At 75.9% G+C, this 17,015-nt stretch carries 19 protein-coding genes; 7 read left to right on the top strand and 12 right to left on the bottom strand.

The features are described 5' to 3' along the window. Positions 1 to 28 precede the first annotated feature (28 nt). Positions 29 to 655, bottom strand: coding sequence for an exopolysaccharide biosynthesis protein (locus tag DT057_RS18870; RefSeq protein ID WP_128563645.1), 627 nt, complete (start codon positions 653 to 655; stop codon positions 29 to 31). Positions 656 to 951: 296 nt separating this feature from the next. Further along, positions 952 to 1,221, bottom strand: a complete 270-nt coding sequence (locus DT057_RS18865) for an usg protein (RefSeq protein ID WP_128563644.1) — start codon at positions 1,219 to 1,221, stop codon at positions 952 to 954. Between the two features lie 490 nt (positions 1,222 to 1,711). Between DT057_RS18865 and bcsS the strand changes: the two genes are divergently transcribed. Beyond that, positions 1,712 to 2,467: a cellulose biosynthesis protein BcsS gene (gene bcsS / locus DT057_RS18860; protein WP_238313619.1), complete on the top strand. Its 756-nt coding sequence runs from the start codon at positions 1,712 to 1,714 to the stop codon at positions 2,465 to 2,467. Here bcsS and DT057_RS18855 read toward each other — a convergent pair. After that, positions 2,390 to 4,024 (bottom strand): cryptochrome/photolyase family protein, encoded by a 1,635-nt coding sequence (locus DT057_RS18855; RefSeq protein ID WP_128563643.1) that lies wholly within the window; start codon positions 4,022 to 4,024, stop codon positions 2,390 to 2,392. The two genes, bcsS and DT057_RS18855, sit on opposite strands and share 78 nt — an antisense overlap. A gap of 12 nt (positions 4,025 to 4,036) precedes the next feature. Next, the gene (locus DT057_RS18850) at positions 4,037 to 4,771 is read right to left on the bottom strand and encodes an SDR family NAD(P)-dependent oxidoreductase (protein ID WP_128563642.1); all 735 of its coding nucleotides are present in this window, start codon (positions 4,769 to 4,771) and stop codon (positions 4,037 to 4,039) included. 155 nt (positions 4,772 to 4,926) lie between these two features. Here DT057_RS18850 and DT057_RS18845 point away from each other — a divergent pair, with 155 nt between their 5' ends. Beyond that, positions 4,927 to 5,793, top strand: coding sequence for a methionyl-tRNA formyltransferase (locus DT057_RS18845; RefSeq protein ID WP_128563672.1), 867 nt, complete (start codon positions 4,927 to 4,929; stop codon positions 5,791 to 5,793). Continuing rightward, on the top strand, positions 5,793 to 5,969 hold the full coding sequence (locus tag DT057_RS18840; protein WP_203236320.1) for a DUF2256 domain-containing protein: 177 nt from the start codon (positions 5,793 to 5,795) through the stop codon (positions 5,967 to 5,969). Before DT057_RS18845 ends, DT057_RS18840 begins: the two co-directional genes overlap by 1 nt. Here the strand turns inward: DT057_RS18840 and DT057_RS18835 are convergent. The 3 genes from DT057_RS18835 to DT057_RS36180 form a co-directional block, all read right to left on the bottom strand. Continuing rightward, positions 5,954 to 6,778 (bottom strand): metal ABC transporter permease, encoded by an 825-nt coding sequence (locus tag DT057_RS18835; protein WP_203236321.1) that lies wholly within the window; start codon positions 6,776 to 6,778, stop codon positions 5,954 to 5,956. The genes DT057_RS18840 and DT057_RS18835 overlap by 16 nt on opposite strands. Before the next feature lie 115 nt (positions 6,779 to 6,893). Further along, a complete protein-coding gene (locus DT057_RS18830; protein WP_128563640.1) occupies positions 6,894 to 7,739 on the bottom strand; it encodes a metal ABC transporter ATP-binding protein in 846 nt (281 codons plus the stop codon). Continuing rightward, positions 7,736 to 7,882 carry a hypothetical protein gene (locus tag DT057_RS36180; RefSeq protein ID WP_203236319.1) on the bottom strand — a complete coding sequence of 49 codons (147 nt, stop codon included), beginning with the start codon at positions 7,880 to 7,882 and terminating at the stop codon, positions 7,736 to 7,738. The genes DT057_RS18830 and DT057_RS36180 overlap by 4 nt, the downstream gene beginning before the upstream one ends. Positions 7,883 to 8,087: 205 nt before the next feature. On the opposite strand from DT057_RS36180, the gene DT057_RS18825 reads away from it, so the two are divergent. Then, positions 8,088 to 8,663: a Fur family transcriptional regulator gene (locus tag DT057_RS18825; protein ID WP_128563639.1), complete on the top strand. Its 576-nt coding sequence runs from the start codon at positions 8,088 to 8,090 to the stop codon at positions 8,661 to 8,663. On the opposite strand, the gene DT057_RS18820 is transcribed toward DT057_RS18825, so the two are convergent. Beyond that, the gene (locus tag DT057_RS18820) at positions 8,657 to 10,156 is read right to left on the bottom strand and encodes an exopolysaccharide biosynthesis polyprenyl glycosylphosphotransferase (protein WP_128563638.1); all 1,500 of its coding nucleotides are present in this window, start codon (positions 10,154 to 10,156) and stop codon (positions 8,657 to 8,659) included. The genes DT057_RS18825 and DT057_RS18820 overlap by 7 nt on opposite strands. A 346-nt stretch (positions 10,157 to 10,502) precedes the next feature. On the opposite strand from DT057_RS18820, the gene DT057_RS18815 reads away from it, so the two are divergent. Then, entirely contained in the window at positions 10,503 to 11,789 is a 1,287-nt protein-coding gene (locus DT057_RS18815; protein ID WP_128563637.1) for an MFS transporter, read from the top strand. Positions 11,790 to 11,901: 112 nt separating this feature from the next. On the opposite strand, the gene hmuQ is transcribed toward DT057_RS18815, so the two are convergent. Continuing rightward, positions 11,902 to 12,237: a heme-degrading protein HmuQ gene (gene hmuQ, locus DT057_RS18810; RefSeq protein ID WP_128563636.1), complete on the bottom strand. Its 336-nt coding sequence runs from the start codon at positions 12,235 to 12,237 to the stop codon at positions 11,902 to 11,904. Between the two features lie 598 nt (positions 12,238 to 12,835). Here hmuQ and DT057_RS18805 point away from each other — a divergent pair. Continuing rightward, on the top strand, positions 12,836 to 13,261 hold the full coding sequence (locus DT057_RS18805) for a helix-turn-helix domain-containing protein (RefSeq protein WP_128563635.1): 426 nt from the start codon (positions 12,836 to 12,838) through the stop codon (positions 13,259 to 13,261). Positions 13,262 to 13,321: 60 nt separating this feature from the next. Here DT057_RS18805 and DT057_RS18800 read toward each other — a convergent pair whose 3' ends face one another. After that, positions 13,322 to 14,647 carry a cobyrinic acid a,c-diamide synthase CobB gene (locus tag DT057_RS18800; RefSeq protein ID WP_128563634.1) on the bottom strand — a complete coding sequence of 442 codons (1,326 nt, stop codon included), beginning with the start codon at positions 14,645 to 14,647 and terminating at the stop codon, positions 13,322 to 13,324. A gap of 77 nt (positions 14,648 to 14,724) precedes the next feature. Here DT057_RS18800 and DT057_RS18795 point away from each other — a divergent pair, with 77 nt between their 5' ends. Beyond that, on the top strand, positions 14,725 to 15,828 hold the full coding sequence (locus DT057_RS18795) for a cobalt-precorrin-5B (C(1))-methyltransferase (protein ID WP_128563633.1): 1,104 nt from the start codon (positions 14,725 to 14,727) through the stop codon (positions 15,826 to 15,828). 29 nt (positions 15,829 to 15,857) lie between these two features. Here DT057_RS18795 and cobM read toward each other — a convergent pair whose 3' ends face one another. Both cobM and DT057_RS18785 read right to left on the bottom strand, forming a co-directional pair. After that, entirely contained in the window at positions 15,858 to 16,634 is a 777-nt protein-coding gene (cobM, locus tag DT057_RS18790) for a precorrin-4 C(11)-methyltransferase (RefSeq protein ID WP_128563632.1), read from the bottom strand. Beyond that, on the bottom strand, positions 16,631 to 17,015 hold a 385-nt coding region (locus DT057_RS18785), incomplete at its 5' end, for a cobalamin biosynthesis protein (protein ID WP_162501445.1). The genes DT057_RS18785 and cobM, both read right to left, overlap by 4 nt.

The following is a 17,015-nucleotide window of genomic DNA, read 5'->3' as shown; positions in this document are numbered from 1 at the left end:
AGGCCGGCCCGCCCGGGGAGCCGCTCCGTCAGACGAAACCGCGCGAGACCGCCCCGAGGTTGAGGAGGCCGACGATGGCGGTGAAGACCGCGTAGACGAAGCCGAGGTTCAGGAGCACCCCGAGCACGCCGACGGTGAGGCCAGCCACCACCACGATGCCGTCGCGCTCCACGAGCCCGAGGCCCATCAGCGTGACGGCGAGCCCGAGGGGGATCTGCCCGACCAGGGGCGCCGCGACGATCAGCACCAGCGCCAGCGCGAGGAGCAGGAGCCCCATCGTGCGCATGCCGATGCCGTTCTCGAACACCCGCAGCCGCGGCCGGGACCAGCGCTCGAGCCGGCGCAGGAGCGGCACGGCGCGCGCCACGGCCCGCTGCAGGTCGGCCCGGGCGATGGAGCGGCCGAGGAGGGTGCGGGGCAGCCAGGGGGCCGACATGCCTGCGGCGATCTGCGCCGCCACCAGGGCGAGGAGCAGGCCGCAGATCAGCGGGATCGGCGGCGGCATCGGCAGGCAGTTGGGCAGGCCGAGCAGCACCACGAGGAGCGCGAAGGCCCGGTCGCGCAGGACCGACACGATGTCTCCCACGGTGAGCCGCTCCGATTCCTGGGCGGCCAGGACGGTGAGGACCTCGGAAGTACGCGCGAATTGGGTCAAGGGGGCTGGGCCGTCCGGTGCCGGGTTGGCGGGCTCCCCTCTAGCCCAGTCCGGTGGCCGGGCCAACCCGCGGGCCCGCGCCGCGGCGGCGTGGCCGCGCTCGCCCTCGCGGGGGGGAGCCGGGGGCAGCCGCCCGAGGCGCGCGCGCAGCGGCCGGGCCGCCGAGAGGAATCGTCTGTGCATTGCTCACCGAGGTGAATCGCCGATGCGGGCGTACCGTTCCCGCCCCGGTGCTCAGACACGGCCAAGCGGGCATTCGTGGGGCAGCCCGGATGAAAACCGCGCCCCGGCCCGCCTCAGTGCAGCGTCAGCACGCCGTTCACGGTCCGGAACTCCGCCGGCTTGATCAGGTGCGAGTGGGCCACCCGCACCGAGTGCAGCGGCCCGTCGAGCTCGCGCTCCCAGAAGGACAGGAAATCCGTCAGCACGGGGAAGCGGGGCGCGAGGTCGTATTCCTGCCAGACGAAGGTCTGGAGCACGCCGGGGTGGTCGGGGATGCGGTAGAGGATGTGGGCCGTCGTCAGGCCGTAGCCCTCGATCCGACGCATGAACTCCTTGGAGACCATGGAACCTCCTCGCCGCGGTGATGCCCTCGGGTGCGGGAATAGTTTGCCAGCCAAGCGTGCGATGATGTGGTTAAGCATCGGTTAAGATCAAGCACGCGTCATCGCGACGACATCGGACGACGCCGTCGTTGGCAGCATCAATGGATGAGTGCTGGCAGACCGCACTAATCGGTTCGGCACCGCATCGCGCAGGCCGGGGCGGTGCGGTTTGCAGTCGATCGGACCGATCGGCCGGTGCGGGTCGCGCGCGTGCCGACCGAATACCCGGATTCACGCCCGCGCGGCAACGGCGCCGACCTTCGCCGGGGATCCGCCGAGTCTCCGTTGCAGATCTCCATTGCCGGTCTCCAGGTTCTTACAGACGCCGCGCGTCGATCGGTGCTCACCTGGCGGCGGGATCGGCCGCAGATTTCCCGTATCGGGCCGCGTGACGCTGCGTTATACGGAAAGGAGATTTCCGCGATGTCGTTTCAGGGACCGTCCTGCCGCCGTGCGACGTCTTCCCGCCCGCCCGGCACGTCCCGGGACCATCCTGGTCGCCGCGGCGCTCTGCCTCGGGGCTGGTCCGAGCCGGGGCGACGAGCGCGCGGATGCGCGCACGGTGCTGTTCGGCAGCCTCGACGCCGGGCGCTCGTCCTTCGTCGCCGTCGGGGCCAAGCACGCTCCCGGCGGCCCGGCCGCGGACGGCTTCGTGGCGCTCGGGAGCGTCGGCTACGGCCTGCGCCCCGAGCGCGACTATTACGGCGATCCCCGGGCATCCGCGGGCGCCCGCCCCCCGCGCGTCCTGCGTCACACCGTCCTCGCGGGCGCGCTCGGCGGCTGGCAATGGCTCCACGCGTGGGGCGTCGTGACGCTGTTCGCCGGCCCCGAGCTCGCGTTCGAGGTGCTCGACAGCGCCGCGACGAAGCGGCTGCCGGCCCCCGCGCCCGGTCTCCGGCTGCACGGCGAGGTCTGGGCGCGGCCGACCGGGGCGACGCTGCTCACGGGCACGCTCATCGCCGGCAGCGCCCGGACCACGATCTGGGGCCGGGCCTCCTGGGGCGCGCGGGTGCTGTCGTTCTACGTCGGGCCGGAGGCGGCGCTCTACGCCGACCGCACCGGCTACCGGAAGTGGAGCCTCGGCCTGCACGCCACCGACGTCGCGGTCGGGCGCGTGCGCCTGCGCGTCTCAGCCGGATGGGTCTACGAGGAACAGGTCCGGCGTCCCGGCGTCTACGGCGCGCTCGCGGTGTGGACGCCGCTCTGAGGGCGCCCGCGGGGGGGCGGCCGCGGGAGCGTTGCCCAGGGAGGCGAGGAACCGGCCCGCGTCGGCGGTGATCTCCGCCCGCCGCGCCGCGCTCATCCGGGCGAGGGTGCGGTAGGGCATGGCGAGGCGCGGGTTGTGCCGCAGCCGCGCCTCGTGGGCGATCAGGAAGTTCCAGTAGAGGGCGTTGAACGGGCAGGCTCCCGGGCCGGCGCGCGCCCGGACGTCGTAGGCGCAATCCCCGCAGTAATCCGACATGCGGTCGATGTAGGCGCCGGACGCCGCGTAGGGCTTCGAGCCGAGGAGGCCGCCATCGGCCCACAGGGCCATGCCGTGGACGTTCGGCAGCTCCACCCACTCGTAGGCGTCGGCGTAGACGACGAGGAACCAGGCCTCGACCTGCGCGGGCGCGATCCCGGCGAGCAGCGCGAAGTTGCCGAGGACCATGAGGCGCTGGATGTGGTGGGCGTGGGCGTGGACGCGGGTGTCGCGCACGCACCCGGCCAGGCACGCCATGTCGGTCTCGCCCGACCAGTAGAACCACGGCAGGTCGCGGCCGGCGCTGAGCGCGTTCGTCCCGGCGTAGTCCGGCATCCGGGCCCAGTACAGGCCGCGCACGTACTCGCGCCAGCCGATGATCTGCCGAATGAAGCCCTCGACCGCGTTGAGCGGCGCGCCGCCCCGGCGGTAGGCGGCCTCGGCGGCCCGGCAGACCTCCTCGGGGTCGAGGAGGCCGAGGTTGAGGGCCGGCGCGATCAGGCCGTGGTAGAGGAACGGCGTGTCCGCCCGCATGGCGTCCTGGTAGTCCCCGAAGGCCGGCAGGCACGCCTCCACGAAGTGCCGCAGGGCGTCGAGCGCCTCGGCCCGGGTCACCGGCCAGCCGAACGCCTCTAGCTCGCCGAAATGGTCGGGGAAGCGCCGGGCGACGAGGGCCATCACCCCGCGCGTGACCGCGTCCGGGGCGAAGCGCAGGCGCCGGGGCACGGCGTGGTCGGCCGGCAGGCGGCGGCGGTTGTCGCGATCGAAGTTCCAGCGCCCGCCCGCCGGCTCCCGCCCCTCCATCAGGAAGCCGGTGCGCCGCCGCATCGCCCGGTAGAACGTCTCCATGCGGAGCTCGGCGCGGCCCTCCGCCCAGCGGGCGAAGACGGAGCGCGGGCACAGGAAGCGGGTGTCGTCGCGGATCTCCAGCGGCACCTCGAGCGCCTCGCCCCAGGCTCGCATCATCTCCCAGACCCGCCACTCGCCGGGCTCCGTGACGACCACCCGGTCGGGCCGGTGGCGCGCCACCGCCCGGAGGAGCTCGCCCGTGAACGACCCGGTGTTCCCGGGATCCTCCAGCGAGACGTAGTCCACGCGCGCGCCGCGCTCGCGCCGCAGGTCGGCCGCGAAGTGGCGCATCCCGGAGAGCACCAGCACGAGCTTCTGCTTGTGGTGGCGCACGTAGGTCGCCTCCTCGGCGACTTCGACCATCAGCACCACGTCGGCCGCCGGATCGAGGTCGGCGAGGCTCGCGAGGCGCGGGTGCAGCTGGTCGCCGAGGACGAGGCGGAGCGTGCCCAGGACGGTTCCCCCTCAGCCCTTGGTGCGCACCCGGGAGCGCCCGCCGTCGACGCCGATCACCTGGCCGGTGATCCAGCCGGCATCGTCCGAGACCAGGAAGGCCGCGAGGGCCCCCGCATCCTCCGGGACGCCGAGGCGCGCGATGGCGTGCATGCCGGCGATCCCGTTCGCCACGGTCTCGTTGGCGGTGAGGGAGCGGGCGAGGTTGGTGCGGGTGAGGGAGGGCGCGACGGCGTTGACCCGGATGCCCGGCGCGAGCTCGGCCGCGAGCGTCAGCGCGAGCCCCTCGACGGCCCCCTTGGCCATCGCCACCGAGGCGTGGGCCGTGAACCCCTGCGCCACCGCGACCGTCGAGAACAGCACGACGCCGCTCGTCCCCTCGCCGGCCCCCGCCTTCAGGGCCGGGGCCGCCGCCTGCACGGCCAGGAAGGCGCCGAGCGCGTTGATGCGGAAATCCGCCTCGATCTCCTCGGCCTTCAGGCGCCCCAGGGGCTTGAGGTTGATGGTGCCGACCGCGTAGACGAGGCCCGACAGCTCCCCGCCCGCCGCCTCGGCGGCGCGCGCGAACAGGGCCTCGTCGCCGACGTCGCCCGCCGTCACCGTGGTGTCGCCGAGCTCGGCCGCCAGCGCGTCGAGCCGGGCCGCGTCGCGGGCGACGAGGTGGAGCGGGTAGTCGCGCGCCCGCAGGGCCCGGGCCGTGGCGGCCCCGATGCCCCCGGTGCCGCCGTAGATCAGAACCCGTCCCATGCCGCTCCCCCGCCCGCTCTCCCACCCTAGTTAAAGCGGGGCGTGCGGGCGGGAAGCCGGGCGCTACTGCCGCAGGGCCGCGGGCTGCCGCGGGCCGTCGCCGGGGCGCGGCGCCGCCGCGGGCCCGGGGCCGGTTCGGGAGCCGGGGAGCCATGATGAAGTTCGCCTTCGCGGGGATCGACTTTCTCGGCGGCGTGTTCGAGGCGCTGGCCACGGCCGGCTGGCAGCCCATCAAGCTGTTCACCCGGCCCTGCGACGGGATCTACGACCACAACGAGATGGTGGTGGCCCAGGCCCGCCGGCACCGGCTGCCGATCCAGCTCTCGCGGATCCGCGCCGGCGACATCGAGGCGCTCTCGGCCGAGCACGGCCGCGACTGGGTGCTGGTGGTGGCGGGCTACCCCTGGCTGATCACCGGCTGGCCCGGCCGGGTGCGCTACGCCCTCAACCTCCACCCCTCGCCGCTGCCGGACGGTCGCGGCCCCTACCCGCTGTTCCGGGCGATCCTCGACTCCTACGAGACCTGGGGCGTGACCGCCCACGTGCTGGCCGAGGAGGGGTTCGACACCGGCGACATCCTCGCCCAGGACCTGTTCTCCCTGTCGGCCGCCGAGACGCACGAGACGCTGCTCGCGCGCTGCCAGATGGCGGCGCTCCGGCTCGCCCGCGGCCCCATCGCCCGCGAGCTGCCGGCCCGCTGGCGGGCGGCCGAGCCGCAGGGCGACGGCGCCTACTGGCCGCGCGTCACCGACGCCGACCGCACCCTCGATTTCCGCCAGGGCGTCGAGGACGTGCTGCGGCGGGTGCGGGCCTTCGGGGCCATCGAGACGCTGGCGCGGGTGGGCGACACCCGGATGTTCGTCGTCGCGGCGGACGGCTGGACCGAGCCCCACCGCCACGCCCCCGGCACGGTGGTGCACCGCCATCGCCGCCACCTCGTGGTGGCGGCGCGGGACGGCTACGTGCAGATCACCCGCTGGAGCACCATTTCGCTCGCCGACGCCGCCAACACGGTCCGCTGATGCCGCCGATGCGCCGCAAGGGCGACCTGCCCGAGAAGCCCTGCGCCCAGTGCGGCCGCCCGTTCGCCTGGCGCCGGAAATGGGCGCGGGTCTGGGACGAGGTGCGCTACTGCTCCGAGCGCTGCCGCCGGCAGGCGGCGGCGGAGGGGCGCCGCGGGCCTCACGCCTCCAGGTGACGCCCGGGCGCGAGGCGCCAGACCAGCCCGCCGCGCGGGCCGAGCAGCATGGAGGCGACGTAGAGCCCGCCGGCGGTGAGCACGATGGCGGGGCCGGTCGGCAGGTTGCCGTAGTAGGACACGAGCAGCCCCGCCGCGCTGGCCAGGAGGGCGGTCCCCATCGCCACCGGGATCAGCCCGGTGAGGTCGGTGGCCCAGAACCGCGCCGTCACGGCGGGCAGGAGCATCAGCCCGACCGCCAGCAGGGTGCCGAGGGCGGCGAAGCCCCCGACGAGGTTGAGGACGACCAGCGCCAGGAAGCCGTAATGCACCGGGCCGCTCGCCCGGCCCACCGAGCGCAGGAAGAGCGGGTCGACGCACTCCATCACGAGCGGCCGGTAGGCGAGGGCGAGGCCGCCGAGGGTCGCGGTGGCGATGCCGCCGAGGAGCACGAGGGCGTCGTCGTTGAGGGCCAGCACCGTGCCGAACAGGATGTGCAGGAGGTCGATGGAGGTGCCCCGCGCCGAGATCAGCAGCACGCCGGCGGCGAGGGAGATCAGGTAGAACGCCGCCAGGCTCGCATCCTCGCGCAGCACGGTCGAGCGGGCGACGAAACCCGAGAGCAGCGCCACCGCGAGGCCGGCGGCGAGCCCGCCCAGCGTCATCGCGGGCAGGGACAGCCCGGCGACCAGGAACCCGACCGCGGCGCCCGGCAGGATGGCGTGGCTCATGGCCTCGCTCATCAGGCTCATGCGGCGCAGCGTCAGGAACACGCCCACCGGCGCCGCGCCGACCGACAGGGCGACGCAGCCGGCGAGCGCCCGGCGCATGAAGGCGAACTCGCTGAAGGGCGCCGTCAGGAGGTCGATCACGCGGCGCGCCCGCAGGATGGGCACGCGGCGCGCCCGCAGGGTGGGCACGCGGCGCGCCCGCGCGGGAGGCCGGTCACGCGGCGTGCTCGTGCGGGGGACCGTGGTCGTGGTCGTGGTGGTCGGCGTGGGCGTGCCCGTGCGGGTGCCGGGCGGGGCCGGCCGGCGGGGCGCCGCGGCACACCGGCGCCTCGTCGTCCCAGGCCTCGCAGAGCCGGCGGGCCCGCCGCAGGTTGCCGGGCTCGAGGACCTCCGCGGTCGCGCCCCAGGCCACGGCCTCGCGGGCGAGGAGCAGCGTGACCGGGAAGTACCGGCGCACCTGCTCCATGTCGTGCAGCACCGCCGCCACGGTCCGGCCCTCGCCGTGCCAGCGCACGACGAGGTCGAGGAGCTCGGCGGTGGTGCGGGCGTCGACGCCCGCGAACGGCTCGTCGAGGAGGATCACGCGGGCGTCCTGCAGGAGGACGCGGGCGAACAGGGCGCGCCGGAGCTGGCCGCCCGACAGGGTGCCGATCGGCCGGCGCTCGAACCCGGTGAGCCCCACGGCCGCCAGCGCCTCCGCCACCGCCCGGCCGTGGGGCCGGAGGGAGCGCCAGGGCCCGACCCGGCGCCACAGCCCCATGGCCACGAGGTCGAAGACGCTGATCGGGAAGCTGCGGTCGATCTCGGCGACCTGCGGCAGGTAGGCGATCTCGCGCCGGGCGAGGCCCGGATGCGCGACCTCGCCCTCGAGGGGCGCGACCTCGCCGATGATGCCCTTGAGCAGGGTCGACTTGCCGGCGCCGTTGGGGCCCACCACCGCCAGGAGGGTGCCGGCCGGGACCGTGCCGTCGAGGTGGTGGACCGCCGGGTGGCGGGCGTAGCCGAGGGTCAGGCCCCGGAACGCCAGGGCGCCGCGGGCCGGGGCGGGAGCGGCGCTCACGCCATCGCCCACGCGATCACGCCCCAGACCGCGGCCGCGAGGAGCCCCGCCAGGACGAGGCGCGGCAGCGCGCCCTGGCGCAGGAGCGAGGGCTGAACCGCCGACGGGACGCGGCGCGGCGGGGCAACGGGGTCGGCCTGCATCGCGGGCCCTTCATCGTCTGGCGGTCGGCGGCCCGGAGCACCCCCGCGGGCCGCGCCCTCGGAGCGGCGCCCCGGATCCGCGCCCTTGGCGGATGCCGTCCGCCACCTCATTTGCTAGAGGTGGCCGGGTGCTGCCCTCGGGCCGGACCTGTTACACTGTAACAGGACCGGCCTGTCAACCACCGCCGGGCACGGAAGGCCGAGCATGGACGAGCACCCGAGCCGCGACGAGGACGCTCACGACCTCGCGGCGTGCGACCACCCGGCGTGCGGGCGCGCGGAGGGCCGCGAGGGCTGCGGCGCGGCGAGCCGGGCCGGCCTGGTGGACCGGGCCGAGCGGATGGCGCGCGAGCGCGGGCTCCAGTTCACGGCGCTGCGCCGGCGCACCCTCGAGGTGGTGGCGGGCGAGGGCCGGCCGCTCGGCGCCTACGACATCGCCGAGCGCCTGAGCGCGCCGGGCAAGCGGGTGGCGGCGGTCTCGGTCTACCGGGCGCTCGACTTCCTGACCGAGAACGGCCTCGTGCACCGCATCGCCAGCCGCAACGCCTTCGTGCCCTGCGAGCACGGCCACGGCGGGGGCGAGAGCGCGGTGTTCCTGATCTGCCGCCGCTGCGGGACCGTCGACGAGACCGTCTCGGCCGAGATCGAGCGCAGCCTCGACCACACCCTGGCGCGGGCCGGCTTCAAGCCGGCGAGCCGCATCGTCGAGATCGAGGGCGAGTGCGGGGCCTGCCAGGGCCGCGGCGCGCCCGCCGGGCCCCCGGAGGCGCCGGCTCAATAGGCGTTCCGGAAGGCGCTGCGCGCCGCCACCGTCATGACCAGGATCTTCAGGTCGAGCCAGAGCGACCAGTTGTCGATGTAGTGGAGGTCGTGCTCGACGCGGCGCCGCATGTCGGCGTCGGTGAGCGTCTCGCCCCGCAGGCCGTTGACCTGGGCCCAGCCGGTGATGCCCGGGCGCACGTTGTGGCGCCGGGCGTAGAGGGCGATGCGCCGCTCGAAGCTGCGGTCGTGCGCGAGGGCGTGCGGGCGCGGGCCGACCAGGGACATGTCGCCCCGGATCACGTTCAGGAGCTGGGGCAGCTCGTCGAGGTTGGTGCGGCGCAGGAAGCGGCCGATCCGGGTGATGCGGTCGTCGCCCCGGGTGGCCTGCCGGAAGGCCTGGTCCGGCGCCGCCCGCATGCTGCGGAACTTGAGGACCGAGAAGGCCTCCTGGTTGAAGCCGTGGCGCTTCTGGCGGAACAGGCAGGCCCCCGGGCTGTCGAGCCGGATCAGGATCGCGATCAGGACCAGGACCGGCGACAGGGCCACGAGGGCCGCGCTCGCGAGCACGACGTCGAAGACCCGCTTGGCGGCGACCTCCAGGGGCGCGAGGGGCGCGCGGCCGACGGCGATCCCGGTGAGCCGGCCGACACGGCCGATCCGGATGTCGCCGAGGCGGTCCATCACCCGGCCCGGCCGCAGGTGCAGGGCCGCCGGCACCCGCAGGAAGGCGTCGATGCAGGCCTCGAGGTCGTCGGCCTCCGCCCAGGGCACCAGGACGAAGACGTCGTCGGGCCGCAGGAAGCGCACCACCGAGACCGCGAGGTCGAGGTCCTCGGCGAGGGCGGCGCGGCGCGCGGCCTCGTCCGGCCCCGGCCCCGGCGCCCGCAGGGTGCTCACCCCGATCACCCGCAGGCCGAGGATCGCCGCGTCGTGGCTGGCGTAGAAGTGCGCCACGTCGGCCTCGTAGCCGATCAGGTGGATGCGGCGGGCCGAGTCCGAGCGCGGCGTGGTCAGCCGGCGCACCAGGGTCACGGTCAGGTGGCGCGACGCGAGCAGCGCCGGCAGCCCGGCCAGGAAGGTCGCCACCGCGACGACGCGGGAGAAGTCGCCCGTCGTCTTCGTCAGGAAGCCGAGGAGCAGCGCGACCGTCCAGGCGGCGAGCCAGAGGCTCGCGGTCCGCCGCAGGTGGGGGGCGCCCGACAGGGCGTTCTCGATGCCGTACTCGCCGCGCGCGACGTTGGGCGTCACCACGAGGAGGCCGAGGAACAGCCCGACCTGGAGGGCCGGCCCGAGGGACGGCCGCGTGTCGTAGGCCACGCCGTGATAGGCGAGGTCGACCGCGACCCCGACCAGCACCACGGCGGCGAGGTCGGCGAGCGCCGCCCCGCCCGCGATGGCGAGCCGCAGGAAGGCCCGGCCGCGCCGCGGCAGGAGCGCGTTCCAGACCGCGCGCCGCCCGGCCGATCCGAGGCGCGGGACGCGGTCGCTCTGGGGAAACCGTTCGTGTCGCATGGAAGGCCCGTGAACCCGTCTGTGCCGAAGCGGTCCTCCGGTGCGCCCGCCGCACCGGGTTCGGGACCGCCTGCGGCGGGCGGCTGTTCCGGAACGGCACGCTCGGCGTGCCGCAACCGTCAGCCGCACGGGACCGAGCAAGCCCGGGACCGCCCGCCGCGCCGAACCGGATTCCGCGTCGGCGGGCAGCGCCCGGCGCCGGGGCGCGGGACACCCTTGCGCCGGGGCGCGGGACACCCTTGCGCCGCGTGCGGGACTTGAAGCCCGGCCGCGCGGTATAGGAGGGCGGTCGGAGCGGCCCGGGGGCGGGGGCCGGCCCCGGCCGGGAGAGGGAGCGACCCGGGCGATGGATGCGCGAGCGAGCGAGGACGAGCTGACCCGCGAGGGGCTGGCGGCCGGCCCGGCGACCGGCCGGACGGCCGCGGCGCCGGCCTCCCGCGCGCCGCCGGCCGCGGCCGGGCCCACCGTCGCGGTGCTGGCGGGCCTGAGCCTGTCGCACCTCCTCAACGACATGATCCAGTCGCTGCTGCCGGCGATCTACCCGCTCCTGAAGCAGGCCTACAGCCTGGATTTCGGACAGGTCGGCCTGATCACGCTGGCGTTCCAGCTCACGGCGTCGCTGCTGCAACCCATGGTCGGCCTGCTCACCGACCGGCGGCCGATGCCGTTCTCCCTGGCGGGCGGCATGCTGCTCTCCCTCGCCGGGCTCATCCTCCTGGCGCTCGCCGGGAGCTACGGCGTCCTGATCCTGGCGGCCTGCCTGGTCGGCCTGGGCTCGGCGATCTTCCACCCGGAGGCGTCGCGGGTCGCGCGCCTCGCCTCGGGCGGGCGCTTCGGCCTCGCCCAGTCGGTGTTCCAGGTCGGCGGCAACGCCGGCTCGGCCCTGGGGCCCCTGCTCGCCGCCTTCATCGTGGTGCCGCACGGGCAGGGCAGCGTCGCGGTCTTCGCCGTCGCGGCGCTGATCGGGTTCGTGGTCCTCGGCCTCGTCGGGCGCTGGTACCGCGACCGTCTCGCCCACGGCGCCGCCCGCGGCCGCAAGGGCAGCGGGGCGGCGGGCGTCGCCCTGCCGCGCGGCCGGGTGGTGCGCACCATCGCGATCCTGCTGGTGCTGATCTTCTCGAAGTACTTCTACATGGCGAGCCTGAGCTCGTACTTCACCTTCTACCTGATCCACCGCTTCGGGCTCGGGGTGCAGGAATCGCAGCTCTACCTGTTCGTGTTCCTCGGCGCGGTCGCCACCGGCACCGTGGTGGGCGGGCCGATCGGGGACCGCTTCGGCCGCAAGGTGGTGATCTGGGGCTCGATCGTCGGCGTGCTGCCCTTCACCCTGGCGCTGCCCCACGCCAGCCTCGGCTGGACGGTGGCGCTGACGGTGCCGATCGGCCTGATCCTGGCCTCGGCCATGCCGGCGATCCTGGTCTACGCGCAGGAATTGCTGCCCGGCCGCGTCGGCCTCGTGGGCGGCCTGTTCTTCGGCTTCGCCTTCGGGATGGGCGGGCTCGGCGCCGCGGTGCTGGGGGAACTCGCCGACCGCACCAGCATCGAGTTCGTGTACGCCGTCTGCGCCTTCCTGCCGGCGATCGGCCTCCTGGCGGCCTTCCTGCCGCGCCTCGACCCGCCCCGCGGCGCCTGAGGGCGGACGGGGCGCGCGGCGGCCGGGGGAGCGATCGCGCGATCCGTCGCGCGCCGGTGCGGGGGCGGGCTCCCCCTGCGCGCAGGGCGGGCCCGCCCCCGTCCGGCCGCGCCTACTCGGCCGCCTGCGCGGCGGGGCCGGCGACGGTCTGGATCGCCTCGAACCCCTCGAATTGCGGGTGCGACAGGTAGAGCGGCTTCGTGCTGGGCGCCCGGCTGTGGGCCCGGCGGAACTGCTCGGAGCGGGTCCAGGCCTCGAAGGCCGCCCGCGAGGCCCACACGGTGTGGGAGGCGTAGAGCACGTGGTCCTCGTGCTCGGGGCCGCGCAGGAGGTGGAATTCCACGAAGCCCTCCATCTCGCCGAGGTGACTGTCCCGGCCGAGCCAGACCTGCTCGAAGTCCTGGGTGGCGTCCTTGTACACCTTGAACCGGTTCATCGCGATGAACATGCCTGGGGCCTCCTTGCGGGTCGAGAGCGGGGAGTGCCGCGACGGCATCCCGGTGGCGCGACTGAAGGCGATTTCGCGCCCCGGATCAAGCGGCGGCACGCCGCGCGGCACTGGTGCGGGTGCACCGGATCTCGGTATTTTTTTCTCCTTTGTTCCCTTGGGGAATTCGCTTGGAGCGTGTAGACGGGGATCGGGTTGCATGGCAGACCCGCAACGGTGCCGGTCGTGCGCGGAGCGGGGGGCGCCGCGCCGCCGGATCCGGGCGCCGGCCCGTCGCGGCGGGCCCCGGACGCGCTGGCCGGTTCGTTGCGAGGGGACGGCCGGGAACCCAGTCGAGGGCGGGCGCCTGTCCCGGATCGGGACGGCGCCGGGCCTCGCGAGGCCGAATCGGGACGGCGCGGCCCAGGCCGGAACGCCGTCGGCGACGGATTGCCATCGGCCGGATTCGCGGAGTGTCCGCGTCCGGCCTCCCAGTTTCAGCCCGCGGGGCCGCCGGCGCATGCCGCGCCGGTCGGCGCCGGGGCCAGATGATGCGGGTGCGCGGAGCCTTCGGGGATGGGAGGGCCATCGTCACCCCAAGCGACGACGTTGAGGACGAATGCCCAAGCAAACAACAGAGGTCGACCGCCTCGTCGGCGTGCGCATCACGGCGCTGCGCAAGGCGAAGGGGCTGAGTCAGACCGCCCTCGGCAACGCGGTCGGTGTCACCTTCCAGCAGGTCCAGAAGTACGAGAAGGGCCAGAACCGCGTCGGCGCCGGCCGGCTGCGGGAGATCGCCCGCCTGCTCGAGGTGCCGGTCTCGGCCTTCTTCGAGGAGCAGGCCGACAGCGAGAGCGGGGACGACAACGTCTTCGGCTTCCTGAGCGCGCAGGGCGCGATCGAGCTGCTGCGGGCCTACGTGCAGATCGAGGACGAGCAGCTGCGCCGCGAGGTGCTGGCGATCGTGCGCTCCGCCGCCCGCCTGAGCCGGGCCGTGTCGCCCCCGCCCCCGGCCCCGGCCCCGGCCGAGGGGCGCGACGCCTGAGCAGGGCCGGCCGGGACGGCCCGGCTCGGGCAGGCGCCGGTCCGCGCCCCCCGGGGCCGGTCAGCGGACGCCGATGAGGTGGAAGAAGCTGCCGCTGACGAGGCCGCGCCGGTGCCCGGCGAGCCCGAGCGCGCGGCCCTCCGCGTCCGTGACCCGGGCGAGCGCGACCGCCGCGTCCGGCACCCCGGTCACCTCGCCCGCGTAGTGGAACTCGTGCCCGACGAGCCGCCCGCCCGCGGGGCCGAGGGGGCCGTCGGCGAGCAGCGTCGCCAGCCGGTAGCCGAGATGCAGGCGGCGGCGCGCGTAGGAGGTCGCCACCGGCAGGAGACCCGCCATGGCGTGGGTGGTGCCGTCGGCGTCCTCCAGGGTCTCGCCCAGCACCATGTAGCCGCCGCACTCGCCGTGCACGGGCCGCGTGCGGGCGAAGTCCCGCAGGCCGCCGAGGAAGGCCGAGGCCCCGGCCAGGCGCCCGGCATGGAGCTCGGGATAGCCGCCCGGGAGCCAGCAGGCGTCGCAGCCCGGCGGCGGGGCCTCGTCGGCGAGGGGCGAGAAGGCGTGCAGGTCGGCCCCGGCCGCGCGCCAGCCCGCCTCCAGGTGGGGATAGACGAACGAGAACGCCGCGTCGCGGGCGACCGCGATCCGCCGCCCGGGCGGCGCCGGCAGGCTGGCCGGAGCCGCCGGCGGCACGTGGCCGGCCGCCGCCGCCAGGATCGCGTCGAGGTCGAGGGACGCCTCCGCCAGGTCGGCCAGCGCGTCGAGGCGGGCCGCGAGGTCCGCGGTCTCGCCGGCCTGGACGAGGCCGAGATGGCGCTCCGGCAGCACGAGGCCGGCGTCGCGGGGGAGCGCCCCGAGGACCGGCAGGCCGACCCGGGCGAGGCCGGCCTCGACGAGGCGCCGGTGGCGCGGGCTCGCCACCTTGTTGAGGATCACGCCGGCGAGCCGCAGGCGCGGGTCGTAGGCCCGGACGCCGAGCGCCGTCGCGGCGGCGGACTGGGCGGCGCCCGAGACGTCGAGCACCAGCACCACCGGCCAGCCGAAGCGGGCCGCCACGTCCGCGTTGGCGCCGCTGCGGCCCTCCTCGGCCTCGACGCCGTCGAACAGCCCCATCGAGCCCTCCGCCACCACGAGCGCGGCGCCCGCGCCGGCCTGGGCCGCCACGGCGTCGAGCAGTGCGCCGTCCATCGCGAAGCTGTCGAGGTTGAAGCTCGGCCGTCCGGTGGCGGCGGCGTGGAAGGCCGGGTCGATGTAGTCCGGGCCGCACTTCGCCCCCGCGACCGCGATCCCGCGCCGCCGCAGCGCCCGCAGGACGGCGAGCGTCACGGTGGTCTTGCCCGATCCGGACCGGGCGGCGGCGATCAGGAGCCCGCGGGCAGGGCGATCGGTCACGGGCGGGGATCTCCGGTGGCGGCGTCGTCGCGCGCGCGGCGCTTCCACGGCGCCGCCCCGGGGTGATACCACGCCGGATGGACGAGACACGACCGAGGGGCGCGCTGCGCCGCGGCTGGACCACCGGCGCCTGCGCGGCGGCCGCCGCCAAGGCGGCCTACCTGGGCGGCCGCACCGGCGTGTTCCCGGACCCCGTCGAGATCCCGCTGCCGGGCGGCGCGCGGCCGGCCTTCGCGCTCGCGGTGGCCGAGGCGACGGAGGGCGGCGCCCGGGCCGGCGTCGTCAAGGACGCGGGCGACGATCCCGACGTCACCCACGGCGTCCTGGTGCTGGCGACGGTGCGGCCGGGCCCGCCGGGCTCCGGCGTCACCTTCCGGGCCGGGCCGGGGGTCGGCACCGTGACGCGCGCCGGGCTGCCGCTGCCGGTCGGCGAGCCGGCGATCAACCCGGCGCCCCGCCGCATCATCGCGGCGGCGCTGGCGGAGGCCGCGGCCGGGCACGGCGGCGGGCCGGACGCCGTCGTGGAGATCGCGATCCCGGGCGGCGAGGCCCTCGCCCTGAGGACCCTCAACCCGCGCCTCGGCGTCCTCGGGGGCCTCTCGATCCTCGGCACCACCGGGGTGGTGGTGCCGTATTCCTGCGCGGCCTGGATCGACAGCATCCACCGCGGCGTCGACGTGGCCCGGGCCGGCGCCCTCGCCCACGTCGCCGGCGCCACGGGGTCGACCTCCGAGGCGGCGGTGCAGCGGCTGCACGGCCTCGCCCCCCAGGCCCTGATCGAGATGGGCGACTTCGCCGGCGGGATGCTGAAGTACCTGAGGCGGCACCCGGTGCCGAAGGTCACGGTGGCGGGGGGCATCGCCAAGATGACGAAGCTCGGCCACGGCTTCCTCGACCTGCATTCCCGCGCCGGCCCCGTCGACCTCGCCTGGCTCGCCGGGCGCCTCGCCGAGGCGGGGGCTGACCCGGACCTCGCCCGGCAGGCCGCGGCCGCGAACACGGCCCTCGCGGTGCTGGACCTCGCCCGGGCCCGCGACCTGCCGCTCGCCGACGTGGTGGCCCGCCACGCCTGGGCGACGGCCGCGCGGGCCCTGTCGGGCTCCGGCATCGCCCTCGAGGTGGTGGTGTTCGACCGCGACGGCTGGCTGGTGGGGCGGGCGCCGTTCCATCCCGTGGGGTGAGGGGTGCCCGGGTCGGGCTGGCGCGCGCGTCACGCCTCCGGCGCCGCCCGCCCGGCGCCCGGCCGGAAGCGCCGGTCGTAATCCGCCGAGTAGAGCGCGCTCTCGCGAAAATCCCGCGCCGCCAGCGCCGGGCCGACCAGGATCAGGGCCGTCCGCTCCAGCCCGGCCGCCGCCACCTGGGCCGGGAGGCTGGCGAGGGTGCCGAGCAGCACGCGCTCGTCCGGCCAGGTGGCGCGCCAGACCACGGCCGCCGGGCAGTCCGGGCCGTAATGCGGGATCAGCTCGGCGGCGACGCGGTCGACCACGTGGATCGAGAGGTGCAGCGCCAGGGTGGCGCGGGTCTGCGCGAAGGCCGCGAGGCGCTCGGTCGCCGGCATGGCCGAGGCGCGCCCGCCGGTGCGGGTGAGCACCACCGACTGGGCCACCTCCGGCACCGTCAGCTCGCGCCCGAGCACCGCCGCGGCGGCCGAGAAGGCCGGGACCCCGGGCGTGAGGGTGTAGGGGATGCCGAGGCGGTCGAGGCGGCGGGTCTGTTCGGCCACCGCGCTCCAGATCGCGAGGTCGCCCGAATGGAGCCTCGCCACCTCCTCGCCCCGCGCGTGGGCCGCCGCCATCTCGTCCACGATGGCGTCGAGGCTCAGGGGGGCGGTGTCGATCCGCCGGGCGCCCGGCGGGCACCAGGCGAGGATCCCGGGGGCGACCAGGGAGCCGGCGTAGAGGCAGACCGGGCAGCGGGCGATCAGGTCGCGGCCCCGCACCGTGACGAGGTCGGGCGCGCCCGGTCCGGCGCCGATGAAGTGGATCATCGCGGGTCGTCTCCCGGAGCGGCGAGCGCGCAGGTCGCCCCCGCGCTGGCGATGCGGGGCAGGATCAGGCGGCCGGCCGGCCCCGCCGCCGCCAGGGCCGCCGCCTCGGCGAGCGAGCCGACGCCGCGCAGGGTCTCGATCCGGGCCGAGCGCGTCACGCCCCGGCGCCCGGCCTCGCGCAGGGCCTCGACCGGGATGCCGAGGAGCGGCACGCCCAGGACCTCGGCCGCCGCCCGGATCGCGGCGTCGCCGGCGCGGTCCTCCGCGGTGGCGAGGGCGCCGAGGCGGGCGGCCCCGAGGGCGGCCTGCGCCAGCGCCTCGCCCACGAGGGCGAGGATCTCCGGGGCGGCGGTGGCGTGCCGGAAGCCGATGCCGGCGACG

This window comes from Methylobacterium crusticola (genome assembly GCF_003574465.1).
GTDB lineage: Bacteria > Pseudomonadota > Alphaproteobacteria > Rhizobiales > Beijerinckiaceae > Methylobacterium > Methylobacterium crusticola.
This window is presented reverse-complemented; position numbering and strand designations above follow the sequence as displayed.

Bases quoted from the DNA above. Each gene is read 5' to 3' on its own strand.
- DT057_RS18865 (WP_128563644.1), bottom strand. From the start codon at position 1,221: ATGGTCTCCAAGGAGTTCATGCGTCGGATCGAGGGCTACGGCCTGACG.
- DT057_RS18850 (WP_128563642.1), bottom strand. From the start codon at position 4,771: ATGGGACGGGTTCTGATCTACGGCGGCACCGGGGGCATCGGGGCCGCC.
- DT057_RS18845 (WP_128563672.1), top strand. From the start codon at position 4,927: ATGAAGTTCGCCTTCGCGGGGATCGACTTTCTCGGCGGCGTGTTCGAG.
- DT057_RS18840 (WP_203236320.1), top strand. From the start codon at position 5,793: ATGCCGCCGATGCGCCGCAAGGGCGACCTGCCCGAGAAGCCCTGCGCC.
- DT057_RS18835 (WP_203236321.1), bottom strand. From the start codon at position 6,778: ATGCGCCGGGCGCTCGCCGGCTGCGTCGCCCTGTCGGTCGGCGCGGCG.
- DT057_RS36180 (WP_203236319.1), bottom strand. From the start codon at position 7,882: ATGCAGGCCGACCCCGTTGCCCCGCCGCGCCGCGTCCCGTCGGCGGTT.
- DT057_RS18825 (WP_128563639.1), top strand. From the start codon at position 8,088: ATGGACGAGCACCCGAGCCGCGACGAGGACGCTCACGACCTCGCGGCG.
- DT057_RS18820 (WP_128563638.1), bottom strand. From the start codon at position 10,156: ATGCGACACGAACGGTTTCCCCAGAGCGACCGCGTCCCGCGCCTCGGA.
- DT057_RS18815 (WP_128563637.1), top strand. From the start codon at position 10,503: ATGGATGCGCGAGCGAGCGAGGACGAGCTGACCCGCGAGGGGCTGGCG.
- hmuQ (WP_128563636.1), bottom strand. From the start codon at position 12,237: ATGTTCATCGCGATGAACCGGTTCAAGGTGTACAAGGACGCCACCCAG.
- DT057_RS18805 (WP_128563635.1), top strand. From the start codon at position 12,836: ATGCCCAAGCAAACAACAGAGGTCGACCGCCTCGTCGGCGTGCGCATC.
- DT057_RS18795 (WP_128563633.1), top strand. From the start codon at position 14,725: ATGGACGAGACACGACCGAGGGGCGCGCTGCGCCGCGGCTGGACCACC.
- cobM (WP_128563632.1), bottom strand. From the start codon at position 16,634: ATGATCCACTTCATCGGCGCCGGACCGGGCGCGCCCGACCTCGTCACG.